The sequence below is a fragment of the Alitabrizicola rongguiensis genome (genome assembly GCF_021491355.1).
Lineage (GTDB): Bacteria > Pseudomonadota > Alphaproteobacteria > Rhodobacterales > Rhodobacteraceae > Aliitabrizicola > Aliitabrizicola rongguiensis.
This window is the reverse complement of sequence record NZ_JAKENF010000002.1, coordinates 904,774-917,755: the sequence shown is the minus strand read 5'-3', so window position 1 is coordinate 917,755 and position 12,982 is coordinate 904,774. Positions and strand designations below refer to the sequence as shown.

Below are 12,982 nucleotides of genomic sequence, written 5' to 3'. Positions count from 1 at the left end.
ATGGCTGCCGCATCGACCCGCATGCCGCTTCTACGCAAGCATCCCTCGCTCCTGATCTTCCTCGGGGTGCTGGCGCTGTTCACCCTTGCCGTTACCCTGATGTCCGAGGCCTATGGCCCCGGTATCATCTCGGCCTCCTTCGTCAAGACGCTTGGCAAGACGCTGTGCCTATGCCTGATCGCGCTCGCGATGGATCTGGTCTGGGGCTACACTGGCATTCTGAGCCTTGGCCATTTCGCCTTCTTCGGGCTCGGTGGCTACATGATCGGCATGTGGCTGATGTATGCGCGGACCCGCGACATCGTCGTGGCCTCTCTCGCCAATGGCGCGCTGCCCCCGACGCCCGAGGAAATCCGCGATGCGGTCGCAGTGCAGATCTTCGGCGTGGTCGGCGGCAATACCTTTCCGACGATCTGGTATTTCGCTTCGAGCTTCTGGGCGCAGCTCGCGCTTGTGGTCCTTGTGCCCGGCCTTCTGGCACTGGTCTTCGGCTGGCTTGCCTTCCGCAGCCGAGTGACGGGGGTTTACCTGTCGATCCTGACGCAGGCGATGACGCTGGCTCTGGCACTTTGGCTGTTCCAGAACGACAGCGGGTTGCGCGGCAACAACGGCCTCTCGGGCCTGCAGAACCTGCCGGGCGCCGATGCCATCCCGCAAAGCTACGTCTCGATCTGGTTCTTCTGGGCGTCAGCAGCGGCGCTTGGCCTGGCCTACCTGCTCTGCTTCTGGATCGTCTCGGGCAAGTTCGGCTCTGTCCTGCGCGGCATCCGGGATGACGAGGCTCGGGTGCGGTTCCTTGGTTACCCGGTCGAGGGGTTTAAGCTCTTTGTCTTCACCCTGACGGCGGTGCTCGCCGGTCTGGCCGGGGCGCTCTACTATCCTCAGGCCGGCATCATAAACCCGGCCGAGATGGCGCCGATTGCCTCGGTCTATCTCGCAGTCTGGGTGGCGATCGGGGGCAGGGGGCGGCTTTACGGCGCGGTGATCGGCGCCGCCTTCGTCAGTCTTGTCTCCAGCGTCTTTACCGGCGGGCGCGTGCCGGACGTCAACCTTGGCTTCTACACCATCCAGTGGGTCGACTGGTGGCAGGTGATGCTCGGGATTGCCTTCGTCATCGTGACGATCGTGGCGCCCAAGGGAATCGGCGGCCTCTTCGACTGGTTCGAAGGGGTGAAAAGCCCAGACCGCAAGGGCGAACCGCTCGGCCCCGATGATGGTGCGCTGCGCGAGAAGGAGGCGGTGGAATGAACTCGCTTCTCGAGGTTTCAGGCGTCTCTGTCACCTTCGATGGCTTCCGCGCCATCAACAACCTGTCCTTCACGATCGGACCGCAGGAGATGCGGGCGATCATCGGGCCGAACGGTGCGGGAAAAACCACCTTCATGGACATCGTCACCGGCAAAACCAAACCGGATACCGGACGGGTCGTCTGGGGAGAGCGGGCGATTTCCCTGCTGAAGCTGTCCGAAAGCCAGATTGCCCAGGTTGGCATTGGACGCAAGTTCCAGCGCCCGACCGTCTTCGAGGACCAGTTGGTGCGTGAGAACCTGATGATGGCAGTCAAGCGCCCGCGCGGCCCGGTGCCAGTGCTGTTCTTCCGCCCGTCGGCGGCAGACCGTGAGCGGGTCGAGGAACTGGCCGGTGAAATCGGCCTCGCCGATCAGCTCGACCGCAAGTCGGGGGAGTTGAGCCACGGTCAGAAGCAATGGCTGGAAATCGGGATGCTCCTGGCGCAGGAGCCGAAGCTGCTGCTGGTCGACGAACCGGCGGCGGGCATGACGCTCGCCGAGCGCGAGCATACGACGACGCTCTTGCGCGAGGCGGCCAAGACCCGGGCGGTGGTGGTGGTCGAGCACGACATGGAATTCGTCCGCCGCCTCGATTGCCGTGTGACGGTCCTGCATGAGGGGGCGGTGCTGGCCGAAGGCTCGCTTGATTTCGTGACGCAGAATCCCGAGGTCATCGAAGTTTATCTGGGGCGCTGAAAGATGCTGAAGGTCGAGAATCTCACCCTCCACTACGGCGGCTCGCAGATCCTGAACGGGATCAGCATGGAGGCACTGCAGGGACAGGTGACTTGCCTTGTCGGCACCAACGGGGTCGGCAAGACGAGCCTGCTCAAGGCAATCTCGGGAACGCATCCTCGGTCGGGCGGGATGCTGGAACTGGACGGCGAACAGGTGGGCCGGGTGCCGCCGCAGGCAATGGCGCGGCGTGGCGTGGGCTATGTCCCGCAGGGTCGCATGATCTTTCCGCTTCTGACGGTGAAGGAAAACCTGGAAACCGGCTTTGCCGTGCTTCCGAAATCCGAGCACCGCATCCCGGACGAGATCTACGAGCTGTTCCCGGTCCTCAAGGACATGACGAACCGTCGCGGCGGCGACCTGTCAGGTGGCCAGCAGCAGCAGCTTGCCATCGGGCGCGCGATGATCATGCGTCCCAAACTGCTGTTGCTGGACGAGCCGACCGAGGGGATTCAGCCCAACATCATCCAGCAGATCGGCCGGGTGATCGACTATCTCCGTTCGAAGGGGGACATGGCGATCATCCTCGTCGAGCAATACTTCGACTTCGCCTATGGTCTGGCCGACCGGTTCTACGTGCTGAAGCGCGGCGCCGTCTCGATGCAGGGCACAAAGTCGGAGCTCTCTGAAGCTGACTTGCGGGCTGCTGTCTCGGTTTGACCGGCTCGGCACCTGGGCAGGGCGGACTAGTCAACCAGGAAGCGCTGCGAAAGCGGAATCGCGGCACCGCCAAGCTCACGCGCCCGGGGGCCGACCGTGCCGGCGCGGATCACCGGCAACGTAACACCTGCCAGATCTAGCCCGAGGAAAGCGGCATTTGTCGCTTCGACAAGCCGATCACGGATGTCGGATGGCATCCATCCATCGATCATCACCGTATCGATCTCGATCAGAGTCGCAGCGCTTAGCGTGGCGCTGGCCAGGCCCTCAGCCGCGCCCGCGATCCAGCGGTCGAGCACGTAGGCAGGTATGGTCCAAGGCCCCGGCATTTCCCAGAGTTGGTCCGGGTTGACGCCGGCCTCCTGAAGCCCGTCCGCCAACGTTGACAATGAGGCAATCGTCATCAAGCGACGCATCCTGCCGTCCGGTCCCGGAACGGGAAGGGGCCCCACGGCTGCGGCGTTTCCGGTGCGTCCGGGGAACAGCTTTCCGTTGAGCACAAGCCCGCCGCCGATGAAAAACCCGATATAGAAATAGAGAAAGTCCTGCGGTCGGTCGCCCGTTCCGAAAACAAGCTCGGCCCCGCAGGCGGCAGTGGCATCGTTCTGCACATAGACCGGCATCTCGCACAACGCCGACAGCTCCGTGGCGATGTCGAAATCCTGCCAGAGATCGAGGGCGCCGGGCGGCGAGTCGATATGCTGCGCCCAACTCCATAGCTGAAACGGCATCGCGACACCCAGCCCTCCAATACGCTGCCTTTGTTCGGCGGACAGCGTTTCAGTCAGGGCCGGCAGGTTCTTTGAGACGAATTCGACCACCGCATCAGGCGACGGATAGCGATAGGTTTGGCGGCGCAACGCGACTGGCTCACCAAGGAGGTCGATCAGAACGAGATCGACGGAACGCCGTCCGATCTTGAGGCCAAAGAAATAGGCGCCATCAGCCGCAAGCGACATGGGCACCGATGGCTGCCCGATCTTGCCGCGAACCGGCTCGCCGCGGGCGAGCAGGCCATCTGCCTCAAGCGAGCGCATGATAACCGAGACGGTCTGCGCTGACAGCCCGGTCATACGTGCGATGTCGGATTTCGAGAGGGCGCCGTCTCGGCGCACAAGGGACAGCACGAGCCGCTCGTTATACGCGCGCATCCCGCTTTGGTTCGATCCTCGCAGGAGCGGCGGATCGGGAATGCCCCGGTCCGCTGCCAAGTCCTGGATGGTGGTCACGACGTCCTCCTCGCCCCGGTGCTGCACCGGGCCCCCAGACTGAATTTGGCGATGTTGCAGTCGATCTGTCAATAATAATTCAGAGTGATTTAATTATCTTGACGTCGAGGCGGAATCGGGTTCATGTAAGGCCGCACGGCAGGGGTTACGGAGCTGCCGCGCGACGGACCGCCGAGAAGGGTGGCCGTGACATTCATTCGGGAGGATATACCGTGATGCACAAAAGCACCCTTGGCGGACTCATTCTCGGCGCTGCGACTGCGGCTCTGATGACCGCCACTTCGGCCTCGGCCGCCGACGTGACGGCTTGCCTTATCACCAAGACCGACACCAACCCCTTCTTCGTGAAGATGAAGGAAGGCGCAGAAAAGAAAGCCGCCGAACTGGGCGTGACCCTCAAGACCTTTGCCGGCAAGGTTGACGGCGACCATGACAGCCAGGTGGCTGCGATCGAGGCCTGCATCGCCGATGGCGCCAAAGGTATCCTGATCGCCGCTTCGGACACCAAGGCAATCGTCGATGCCGTGAAGAAAGCGCAGGCGGCCGGTATGGTCGTGATCGCGCTCGACACGCCCCTCGACCCGGCTGACGCCGCTGACGCGACCTTTGCGACCGACAACCTTGAAGCCGGCAAGCTGATCGGCGCTTGGGCCGCCGCGACCATGGGCGAAGGCGCAAAGACCGCCAAGATCGGCTTCCTCGACCTGACCCCGTCGCAGCCGACCGTGGACGTGCTGCGCGACCAGGGCTTCATGATCGGCTTCGGGATCGACCCGAAGGACGCCAACAAGATCGGCGACGAGGATGATCCCCGGATCGTCGGCCACGACGTGACCAACGGCAACGAAGAAGGCGGCCGCAAGGCGATGGAGAACCTTCTGCAGAAAGACCCGGACATCAACGTGATCCACACGATCAACGAGCCGGCCGCCGTCGGCGCCTATCAGGCGCTGAAGGCCGTCGGCAAGGAGAACGACGTGCTGATCGTGTCGGTCGACGGCGGCTGCCCGGGCGTTGCGGCGGTGAAGGAAGGCGTCATCGGCGCGACCTCGCAGCAGTACCCGCTGCAGATGGCTGCTCTGGGCGTCGAAGCGATCAAGAAGTGGGCCGACACCGGCGAGAAGCCGCAGCCGACCCCCGGCAAATCGTTCTTCGATACCGGCGTGAACCTAGTGACCGACAAGCCGGCCGCTGGCGTGCCCTCGATCGACACCACCAAGGGCACCGAGCTCTGCTGGGGCTGATCCACTAGCTCAATCATTGCGCTGGGGCTTTCCCCCCGGCATGATCCCCGCAAGGGGAGAAAGCAGGGCGGCTTTCGGGCCGCCCTGATTCAAGATGCGCACCGCGTTCGGTGCTGCATGGGGACAGGGGAGGCACCATGAGTCAGCCACAGGAATTCGAGAAGGTCCTATCGGGAAGTGCGACCAACGTCGCGCATTTCGAAGAGAAGCGGTCTTTCCTGCACCGCCTCCAGCATTTCCTGCATTCCAACCCGGCGATGGTTCCGCTGATCGTTCTGGTCGCGCTTATCGTCTTCTTTGGCCTGGCGCGGGGAGAGCGGTTCTTTTCCGCATACACGCTGACCCTAATCATGCAGCAGGTCGCGGTCGTCGGCATCCTTGCGGCGGCACAGACCCTGGTCGTGCTGACAGCTGGAATCGATCTGTCGATCGGCGTCATCATGGTCTTTGCCTTCGTCATCATGGGCAATGCCGTCGTGAGCTACGGCCTTTGGGCCATAATCGCGCTTGCACTCGGCTTCATCGTGGCAGGCGCATGCGGTTTGCTGAACGGCTTCCTGGTCGCGCGGGTCAAGCTGCCGCCGTTCATCGTGACGCTCGGCACCTGGAACATCATCATGGCAATCGTGCTGATCTATTCAGCAAACGAGACCATGCGCGAGGCCGACCTGACCGCTGCAACGCCTTGGCTGCACATCTTCGGCATGTCGTTCAAACTGGGCGGTGCCGTCGTGACCCTGGGCGTCGTGGCGATGATCGCCCTCTATTTCGTCCTGTGGTACATGCTGAACTACACCGCGTTCGGGCGCCACATCTACGCCGTGGGCGACGATCCCGATGCCGCGCAGCTGGCCGGCATCCAGACCTCCAAGGTCCTGATCGCGACCTATACCCTGGCAGGCCTGATTGCGGGTCTTGCCGCATGGGTCTCGATCGGCCGCAACGGCTCAATCTCTCCTTCGACGGTCGTCACCGACTTCAACCTGCAGGCCATCACCGCGGCCGTGATTGGGGGGATTTCGCTCTTTGGCGGACGCGGCTCGATCCTTGGCACGCTGTTCGGGGCGCTTATCGTGGGCGTCATGAGCATGGGTCTGAACATGATGAACGCCGATCCGCAATGGAAAGTGCTGCTGACGGGTGTGCTGATCATCGCCGCCGTGTCGGTCGACCAGTGGATCCGCAAGGTTTCGGGCTAAGAGGAGGCTCAAATGACGCAACCCGTTCTGACTGCCCGTGGCCTCGTCAAGCGCTATGGCCGGGTAACTGCCCTCGACAATGCCGATTTCGATCTGATGCCGGGCGAGATCCTCGCCGTCATCGGTGACAACGGCGCCGGGAAATCCACGCTCATCAAGGCGCTTTGCGGCGCCGTCACTCCGGATGAGGGCGAAATCCGGCTGGATGGCCAAGTGATGCAGTTTTCCAATCCGATGGAAGCGCGCAATGCCGGGATCGAGACCGTCTACCAGAACCTCGCCTTGTCTCCGGCGCTATCCATCTCGGACAACATGTTCCTGGGGCGCGAGATCCGCAAACCAGGGCCGCTTGGCCAGTGGTTCAGAATGCTTGACCGCAACGCAATGGAAAAGAGGGCCCGCGAGAAGCTGACCGAGCTTGGCCTGATGACCATCCAGAACATCGGCCAGGCTGTGGAAACCCTTTCCGGCGGCCAGCGCCAAGGTGTGGCCGTGGCACGGGCTGCCGCTTTCGGCTCCAAGGTCGTCATCATGGACGAACCGACGGCGGCTCTTGGGGTGAAGGAGAGCCGGCGCGTGCTGGAACTGATCCTTGACGTGAAGCGGCGCGGGCTGCCGATCGTGCTCATCAGCCACAACATGCCGCATGTGTTCGAAGTGGCGGACCGCATCCATGTGCATCGGCTTGGCCGGCGGCTGTGCGTCATCAATCCCAAGGACTACACGATGTCCGATGCCGTGGCCTTCATGACCGGCGCCAAGGAACCGCCGCGCGAAGCCGTCGCAGCCTAAAAACCGCACATCCAGTTGATCCGGATCAAGGAGTGGCCCCCTTTGTGGAGCCATTTTCACATTCGAACAATTTGATCTGTAGGAGGGTCGGGCAATGACGCGGCTGATGATGGTGATCTATTCGATGGCGGGCGTAAGTCTGGCCGGCATGGCGATCGTGGCGGTGTTGTCCATGGGCTATTTCACGGCCAAGGCAATCATTGCGGCCGCAGTCCTGGGGGCCGTGGTCGCAATTCCGGTCAGTGCGATAATTGCAAGGCGGCTTGCGTGATTTCGCTCTGGTGCAAGGGATAGGGTAGGTTAGGCTGCGTCCCTATCAGATCGCCGAACTGAGGAGGCGCATATGCCGACGCCCAAGGGCTATTCGAGAACCCAGATCTCTCTTCACTGGATCGTCGCGATTCTGCTGGTGCCGCAGCTCTTTCTGGAAGACGGGATAAAGGGCGCGTGGCGGGCCGTCGAGCGAGGGGAGCCGTCACAGACGGGTACCTTGGCATGGTTGCACATCGGTCTTGGCATCGTGATCCTGCTCTTGGTGCTGTGGCGGCTTGGCCTGCGCTTCACCCGCGGCGCGCCTGAGGCGTTGGGGGCGGGGCTGCAACAGAAGGCAGCCGGCCTTGTGCATTGGCTGCTCTATGCTCTGCTGATCGTCACCCCAATGACCGGGCTTGCGGCCTGGTTCGGCGGGATCGCCTCGGCAGCGGAAGTCCACGAGGCGATGAAGCCCGCGATCCTGATCCTGGCGGTTCTCCACATCGCGGCGGCGCTTTGGCACCAGTTCGGGCTGAAGGACAATCTCTTGAACCGGATGCGGCAGCCCGAGGCCTGATCACGCCTCGAGAAAGACGCGCACGGTTTCCTCGAACTCACGCGGCTTTTCTGCATGCAGCCAGTGGCCTGCCCCGGGAAGCTTCGCAAAGCGCGCGCGCGGAAACAGGGAAAGGATCCGGGCGCGATCCTCGGGCTTGACGTAGTGGGAGTCCGCACCGGTCAGGAAAAGTGCCGCTCCTTCGAAGTGGCCGGGCGGATCGGGCCAGCCGACGATCTTTGGCATTTCGGCTTCCAGTGTATCCAAGTTCAGCCGCCAGCGCGGCGGATCGCTCCGCAAGTCGAGCGATTGCAGGAAGAAGGCGCGCAGAGAGTCATCAGGAACCAGCGCAGCAAACCGACGATCGGCTTCGCTGCGCCCCTTGAGGCCGGTCAGGTCGAGCGCCCGCATTGCGTCGATGTGGCGCGACTGATCGTGCTCATAGGCTACAGGCGCGATGTCGGCCACGACGAGCCGGCGGATCAGGTCGCCTTGGGTCAGGGCAAGCGTCATGGATGCCTTTCCCCCCATCGAGTGGCCAAGAAGGTCTGCCTTCCCGCCAATCGATCCGATAACTTCGGCCAGATCCGCCGCAAGATCGAAGTAGCTGTGGGTCGGGGTCCAGGCGCTGTCGCCATGGTTGCGCATGTCGACCGCGTACACGTCGCGCCTGTCCGAGAGGCGGCGGGCGATGACGCCCCAGTTCCTGCCACAGCCGAACAGACCGTGGGCGATTACCAGGGGCAGTGCATCGGTGGCGGTCTGGGCGGGATGGCTAATGAGGGTCAGCATGGCAATCTCATAGCGGTCAAGTCACTGTCCTGCCAGATGTTGATGCCGCGCCCCTGCCGCCATAGTCTGATCCGGCAGGTCAGGAGCAGGGAATGGGTGCAGTAACTATTCAGCAGATGGCAGACCGGGTCGCGGCGCTGATGGAAGAGCGGCTGGGCCTGCGTGGGCGTTCGCTGGCCGACAAATTGCGCCGCTCCGGTCGCGTGCTGCCCGCCGCGATCCGCTCCGAGATCGGCGTGATCGAGGAAGCGGCGCGCCATGCCCAGAATCCGAAGCTGAAGCTGCGCATTGACGAGGCTCGCGTGGCGAGGGCCTTCGATCTGAGCGTCCGGCATCTCAGCCGCATCGATGCCTCGGCGCGGCGGCGAAACACCTGGATCGGGGTCGCGAACTCGATTGCAATCAGCCTGTTCGCGGTGCTCGTGCTGACGCTTGGCGTCTTGCACTGGCGCGGCTACTTCTGAAGCCGCGCCAGAGACGAGAGATCAGAGCGACGGGTAGATCGGGAACCGGGCGCAGAGCGCCTCGACTTCTGCCTTCACCTTCGCCTCGACGGCAGCATTGCCCTCTTCGCCATGCGCGGCAAGGCCGTCAACGACCTCGACGATCCAGTCGGCAATCTGGCGGAACTCGGCCTCACCAAAGCCGCGGGTCGTGCCCGCGGGCGCGCCGAGGCGGATGCCGCTGGTCACAAAGGGCTTCTCGGGGTCGAAGGGCACGCCGTTCTTGTTGCAGGTGATGTGGGCACGGCCAAGGGCAGCCTCGGCGGCCTTGCCGGTCACCTTCTTCGGGCGCAGGTCAGCCAGACACAGGTGGTTGTCGGTGCCGCCGGAAACGATGTCGATCCCGCCCTTCATCAGCTGGTCGGCCATGGCGGCGGCGTTCTTCTTCACCTGCGCCGCATAGGCCTTGAACTCGGGCCGCAGCGCTTCGCCAAAGGCCACCGCCTTGGCGGCGATCACATGCATCAGCGGACCGCCCTGCAGGCCGGGGAACACCGCCGAATTCATCTTCTTGGCGATGTCCTCGTCGTTGCACAGGATCAGGCCGCCGCGCGGACCGCGAAGGGATTTGTGCGTGGTCGAGGTTACAACATGCGCATGCGGGATTGGCGAGGCATGGACGCCGCCCGCCACCAGACCGGCGATATGGGCCATGTCGACATGCAGGTAAGCCCCGATTTCGTCGGCGATGGCACGGAAGGCAGCCCAGTCCCATTCGCGGCTATAGGCTGTGCCGCCGGCAAGGATCAGCTTCGGACGATGCTCCAGCGCCTTGGCGCGCACCTCGTCCATGTCCAGCCGCTGGTCTTGCTGACGCACGCCGTAGGAGACGACGTTGAACCACTTGCCCGACATGTTGACCGGCGAGCCGTGCGTCAGGTGGCCACCCGAGTTCAGGTCGAGGCCCATGAAGGTGTCGCCGGGCTTCAGCAGCGCCAGGAATACCGCCTGGTTCATCTGGCTGCCGGAGTTCGGTTGCACGTTGGCGTAGTTACAACCGAAGAGCTGCTTCGCCCGCTCGATCGCCAGCGTCTCGGCCACGTCCACGAACTGGCAGCCGCCGTAGTAGCGCTTGCCGGGATAGCCTTCGGCATATTTGTTGGTCAGCACCGACCCCTGCGCCTGCAGCACGGCGAGCGAGACGATGTTCTCCGACGCGATCAGTTCGATCTCGTCGCGTTGGCGGCCAAGCTCGTTGGTCACGGCGCCAAAAATCTCAGGATCACGACTAGACAGGCTTTCGGTGAAGAAACCGGCGTCGCGGTGCGGGGCGTTCATAGGCGGCTCCTCTCGGGGGCTGAAATCGCGCTTCATTTAGTGCATGCCCACGGGTCGGGAAAGGCTGGAAAACGACCTGAACCGTGTCGCAGGCGAAATTGGCGCAGCAGATCGGAAACCTTGGCGCTGAAGCGAAATCGCCAAGTCCCCTCCGGCAAGGGTTGAGTTTGCTGCATCGGGGCGACAAGACTGAATGGCAACGGGCGGGATCGGGTGGGCGCGAAGTGAACGGACAGGTCATGCGGCGGATCACCTTCAGGGCAAGTGCGGCCCCGGAAGCGCAAAAGGCGCTTCAGGTGCTGACAGCGGAATACGGTCAGCACGACCTCGCCTCGGCGGATGTCGTCGTTGCGCTTGGCGGTGACGGGTTCATGCTACAGACCCTGCACGAAATCGAGCGGCTGGACACTCCGGTCTATGGAATGAATTGCGGCACCATCGGCTTCCTGATGAATGCCTATGACAGCGAGGGTCTATTGAGGCGCCTTGATGTGGCCGAGGAAGAGGTGATCAACCCCTTGGCCATGCGGGCTACGACCCGGAGCGGCTTGGTCGAGGAAGGTCTGGCCATCAACGAGGTGTCCTTGCTGCGCGCCGGCCCTCAGGCCGCCAAGCTGAAGATCACCATCGACGGACGGACCCGGCTGGACGAACTGGTCTGCGACGGCGCGCTCGTCTGCACGCCTGCAGGGTCCACGGCCTACAATTATTCTGCCTATGGTCCGATCCTTCCGGTCGGATCTGATGTGCTTGCCCTGACGGCGATCGCCCCGTTCCGGCCTCGGCGCTGGCGCGGCGCCCTCTTGCCCAAATCGGCCGTCGTGCGCTTTGACGTGATGGAGCCGGATAAGCGGCCGGTCATGGCCGATGCCGACAGCCGCTCGGTCCGCGATGTCATCACGGTCGAGATACGGTCCGAGCCAAGCATCCGCCATCGGATCCTGTTCGACCCTGGTCATGGCCTGGACGAGCGCTTGCTGCGAGAGCAGTTCCTTTGATCAGCCAGTAACGATCACAGCCCCGGCTTTGCTGGCCAGACCGCGAGTCGCACTGCCTGAAGAGGGCAGGAGGGGAATCAGGCAGGCCTGCACCGCGTGATAGAGGTCGGGCTTCCCCGTGAAGACCCGGGAGACCGGCTTCAGGTCATCATCGATCTCGGGCCACCAGCTGCCGCCCTGGTGGTCGATGACATGGGTCGCGACGAAGCTCCAGATCCGCCGATACCAGAGTTCGAAGCGCGGATCGTCGCTGACCTGCCGCAGAACCGAGGCCGCCGCGATACCTTCGGCGCAGGGCCACCAATAGCGATCAGAGCGATCGGGCCGGTCCTGCCAGTCAAGCGTGTAGTAGAATCCTCCCTGCGCGCGATCCCAGCCAATGGCACAGGTCTTGAGGAACAGCGCCTGCGCCGCCTCGTGCATCCACGCATGCTGGCGGCCGCCAAGTTCCCACAGTTGCACCAGCAGCCGCGACCATTCGAGCGCATGACCGGGCGTGGTCCCGGCCGGGCGGAACATCGGGTCGCCCGCATAGTCGCGGTCCACTGTCCAATCGGCGTGGAAATGCTCGGCCACACGCCAGCCCTCGGCCCGGGCATGGCAGTTGATGATGAGGCTCGCGATCCGTTCGGCCATGACGAGATAGCTGCGATCGCCCGTTGCCTCGAAGGCAGCCATCAGCGCTTCGGTCAGGTGCATGTTCGAATTCTGACCGCGATACGACCCTAGCGGCTGCCAGTCGGCAGCATATTCCTCGGTCGTCGCGCCCGCAGCATTGTCCCAGAAGTGGTGGAGCAGGATTTCGGTCACGTCAGAGATCATTTGGTCTGCATCAGGGTGCCCCACCACTTTCGCCGAGGAACCGGCGAGCAAGACGAAAGCATGGCCATAGGCCTGCTTCGTGGGATTCACGGGTCCGCTGTCATCGATGCCCCAGAAATAGCCACCGTTCTTCTGGTCGCGGTGCCGGGTCCAGATGAAGTCCATTCCGTGATCGATCATCCGATCTGCACCAGGCAGCCCGAGTTGATGTGCCATCGCGTAGCAATGCACCATGCGGGTCGCCTCGTGCAGGTGACGCGCCGCGCCGTTGGGGCCGGGCGCGGCAAACGGGCGTCCGGCATCGTCAAGTGGATGGAATCCCCCCTTGGGGTTCAATGCCGCGGGATGGAAGAAGGCGAAGAGCGACTTGGCCTGATCCAAGAGCCACTGCCTGTGAATAGGTCGGGAAAGAAAATCTGGTCCGGTTGCGCCCGGCCAGTCATAACGATCCTGCATTTTCGGCTCCTCCCGTTCCTGCTCCGTCTTGATACGTCCTGCTGCTGGCGGGGCACAAGATTGACGCGCGCAAGTTTCTTGCAGAGGAACATCTGGTAAATTTGACGATCGAGACTTGCCCGTAGTCACCCAATACGACGCCTTCGGCACTTCCCGGGAAGTCCAAACCGGTATCAG

Annotated in this window: 14 protein-coding genes; 10 read left to right on the top strand and 4 right to left on the bottom strand. The window is 63.2% G+C overall.

Translation table 11 applies throughout. The features are described 5' to 3' along the window. The 3 genes from urtC to urtE are packed head-to-tail and all read left to right on the top strand — an operon-like array spanning position 1 to position 2,684. On the top strand, positions 1–1,248 hold the full coding sequence (urtC, locus tag L0V05_RS10420; protein WP_234870160.1) for an urea ABC transporter permease subunit UrtC: 1,248 nt from the start codon (positions 1–3) through the stop codon (positions 1,246–1,248). After that, positions 1,245–1,985 (top strand): urea ABC transporter ATP-binding protein UrtD, encoded by a 741-nt coding sequence (urtD, locus tag L0V05_RS10415; protein ID WP_234870158.1) that lies wholly within the window; start codon positions 1,245–1,247, stop codon positions 1,983–1,985. The genes urtC and urtD overlap by 4 nt, the downstream gene beginning before the upstream one ends. Before the next feature lie 3 nt (positions 1,986–1,988). Beyond that, positions 1,989–2,684 carry an urea ABC transporter ATP-binding subunit UrtE gene (gene urtE, locus L0V05_RS10410; RefSeq protein ID WP_234870156.1) on the top strand — a complete coding sequence of 232 codons (696 nt, stop codon included), beginning with the start codon at positions 1,989–1,991 and terminating at the stop codon, positions 2,682–2,684. A 26-nt stretch (positions 2,685–2,710) separates the two neighbouring features. Here the strand turns inward: urtE and L0V05_RS10405 are convergent, their stop codons facing one another. After that, positions 2,711–3,835 carry an ROK family transcriptional regulator gene (locus tag L0V05_RS10405; RefSeq protein ID WP_234870599.1) on the bottom strand — a complete coding sequence of 375 codons (1,125 nt, stop codon included), beginning with the start codon at positions 3,833–3,835 and terminating at the stop codon, positions 2,711–2,713. A 293-nt stretch (positions 3,836–4,128) separates the two neighbouring features. On the opposite strand from L0V05_RS10405, the gene L0V05_RS10400 reads away from it, so the two are divergent. The 5 genes from L0V05_RS10400 to L0V05_RS10380 all read left to right on the top strand — a co-directional run bounded on the left by L0V05_RS10400 (position 4,129) and on the right by L0V05_RS10380 (position 7,977). Further along, complete coding sequence (locus tag L0V05_RS10400; protein ID WP_234870154.1) at positions 4,129–5,157, top strand: sugar ABC transporter substrate-binding protein; 1,029 nt, start codon at positions 4,129–4,131, stop codon at positions 5,155–5,157. A gap of 137 nt (positions 5,158–5,294) precedes the next feature. Beyond that, complete coding sequence (locus tag L0V05_RS10395) at positions 5,295–6,356, top strand: ABC transporter permease (protein WP_234870153.1); 1,062 nt, start codon at positions 5,295–5,297, stop codon at positions 6,354–6,356. Between the two features lie 12 nt (positions 6,357–6,368). Further along, complete coding sequence (locus L0V05_RS10390; RefSeq protein WP_234870151.1) at positions 6,369–7,148, top strand: ATP-binding cassette domain-containing protein; 780 nt, start codon at positions 6,369–6,371, stop codon at positions 7,146–7,148. Between the two features lie 94 nt (positions 7,149–7,242). Then, the gene (locus L0V05_RS10385) at positions 7,243–7,419 is read left to right on the top strand and encodes a hypothetical protein (RefSeq protein ID WP_234870149.1); all 177 of its coding nucleotides are present in this window, start codon (positions 7,243–7,245) and stop codon (positions 7,417–7,419) included. Positions 7,420–7,491: 72 nt separating this feature from the next. Next, a complete protein-coding gene (locus L0V05_RS10380) occupies positions 7,492–7,977 on the top strand; it encodes a cytochrome b (RefSeq protein WP_234870147.1) in 486 nt (161 codons plus the stop codon). On the opposite strand, the gene L0V05_RS10375 is transcribed toward L0V05_RS10380, so the two are convergent. Further along, positions 7,978–8,748, bottom strand: coding sequence for an alpha/beta fold hydrolase (locus tag L0V05_RS10375; protein WP_234870145.1), 771 nt, complete (start codon positions 8,746–8,748; stop codon positions 7,978–7,980). A gap of 92 nt (positions 8,749–8,840) precedes the next feature. On the opposite strand from L0V05_RS10375, the gene L0V05_RS10370 reads away from it, so the two are divergent. Then, the gene (locus L0V05_RS10370) at positions 8,841–9,212 is read left to right on the top strand and encodes a hypothetical protein (protein WP_234870143.1); all 372 of its coding nucleotides are present in this window, start codon (positions 8,841–8,843) and stop codon (positions 9,210–9,212) included. 21 nt (positions 9,213–9,233) lie between these two features. Here the strand turns inward: L0V05_RS10370 and glyA are convergent, their stop codons facing one another. Next, complete coding sequence (glyA, locus tag L0V05_RS10365) at positions 9,234–10,529, bottom strand: serine hydroxymethyltransferase (protein WP_234870141.1); 1,296 nt, start codon at positions 10,527–10,529, stop codon at positions 9,234–9,236. Between the two features lie 239 nt (positions 10,530–10,768). Between glyA and L0V05_RS10360 the strand changes: the two genes are divergently transcribed. Continuing rightward, positions 10,769–11,527, top strand: coding sequence for an NAD kinase (locus tag L0V05_RS10360; RefSeq protein ID WP_234870597.1), 759 nt, complete (start codon positions 10,769–10,771; stop codon positions 11,525–11,527). On the opposite strand, the gene L0V05_RS10355 is transcribed toward L0V05_RS10360, so the two are convergent. Further along, the gene (locus tag L0V05_RS10355) at positions 11,528–12,805 is read right to left on the bottom strand and encodes an AGE family epimerase/isomerase (protein ID WP_234870139.1); all 1,278 of its coding nucleotides are present in this window, start codon (positions 12,803–12,805) and stop codon (positions 11,528–11,530) included. Between the last annotated feature and the right edge of the window lie 177 nt (positions 12,806–12,982).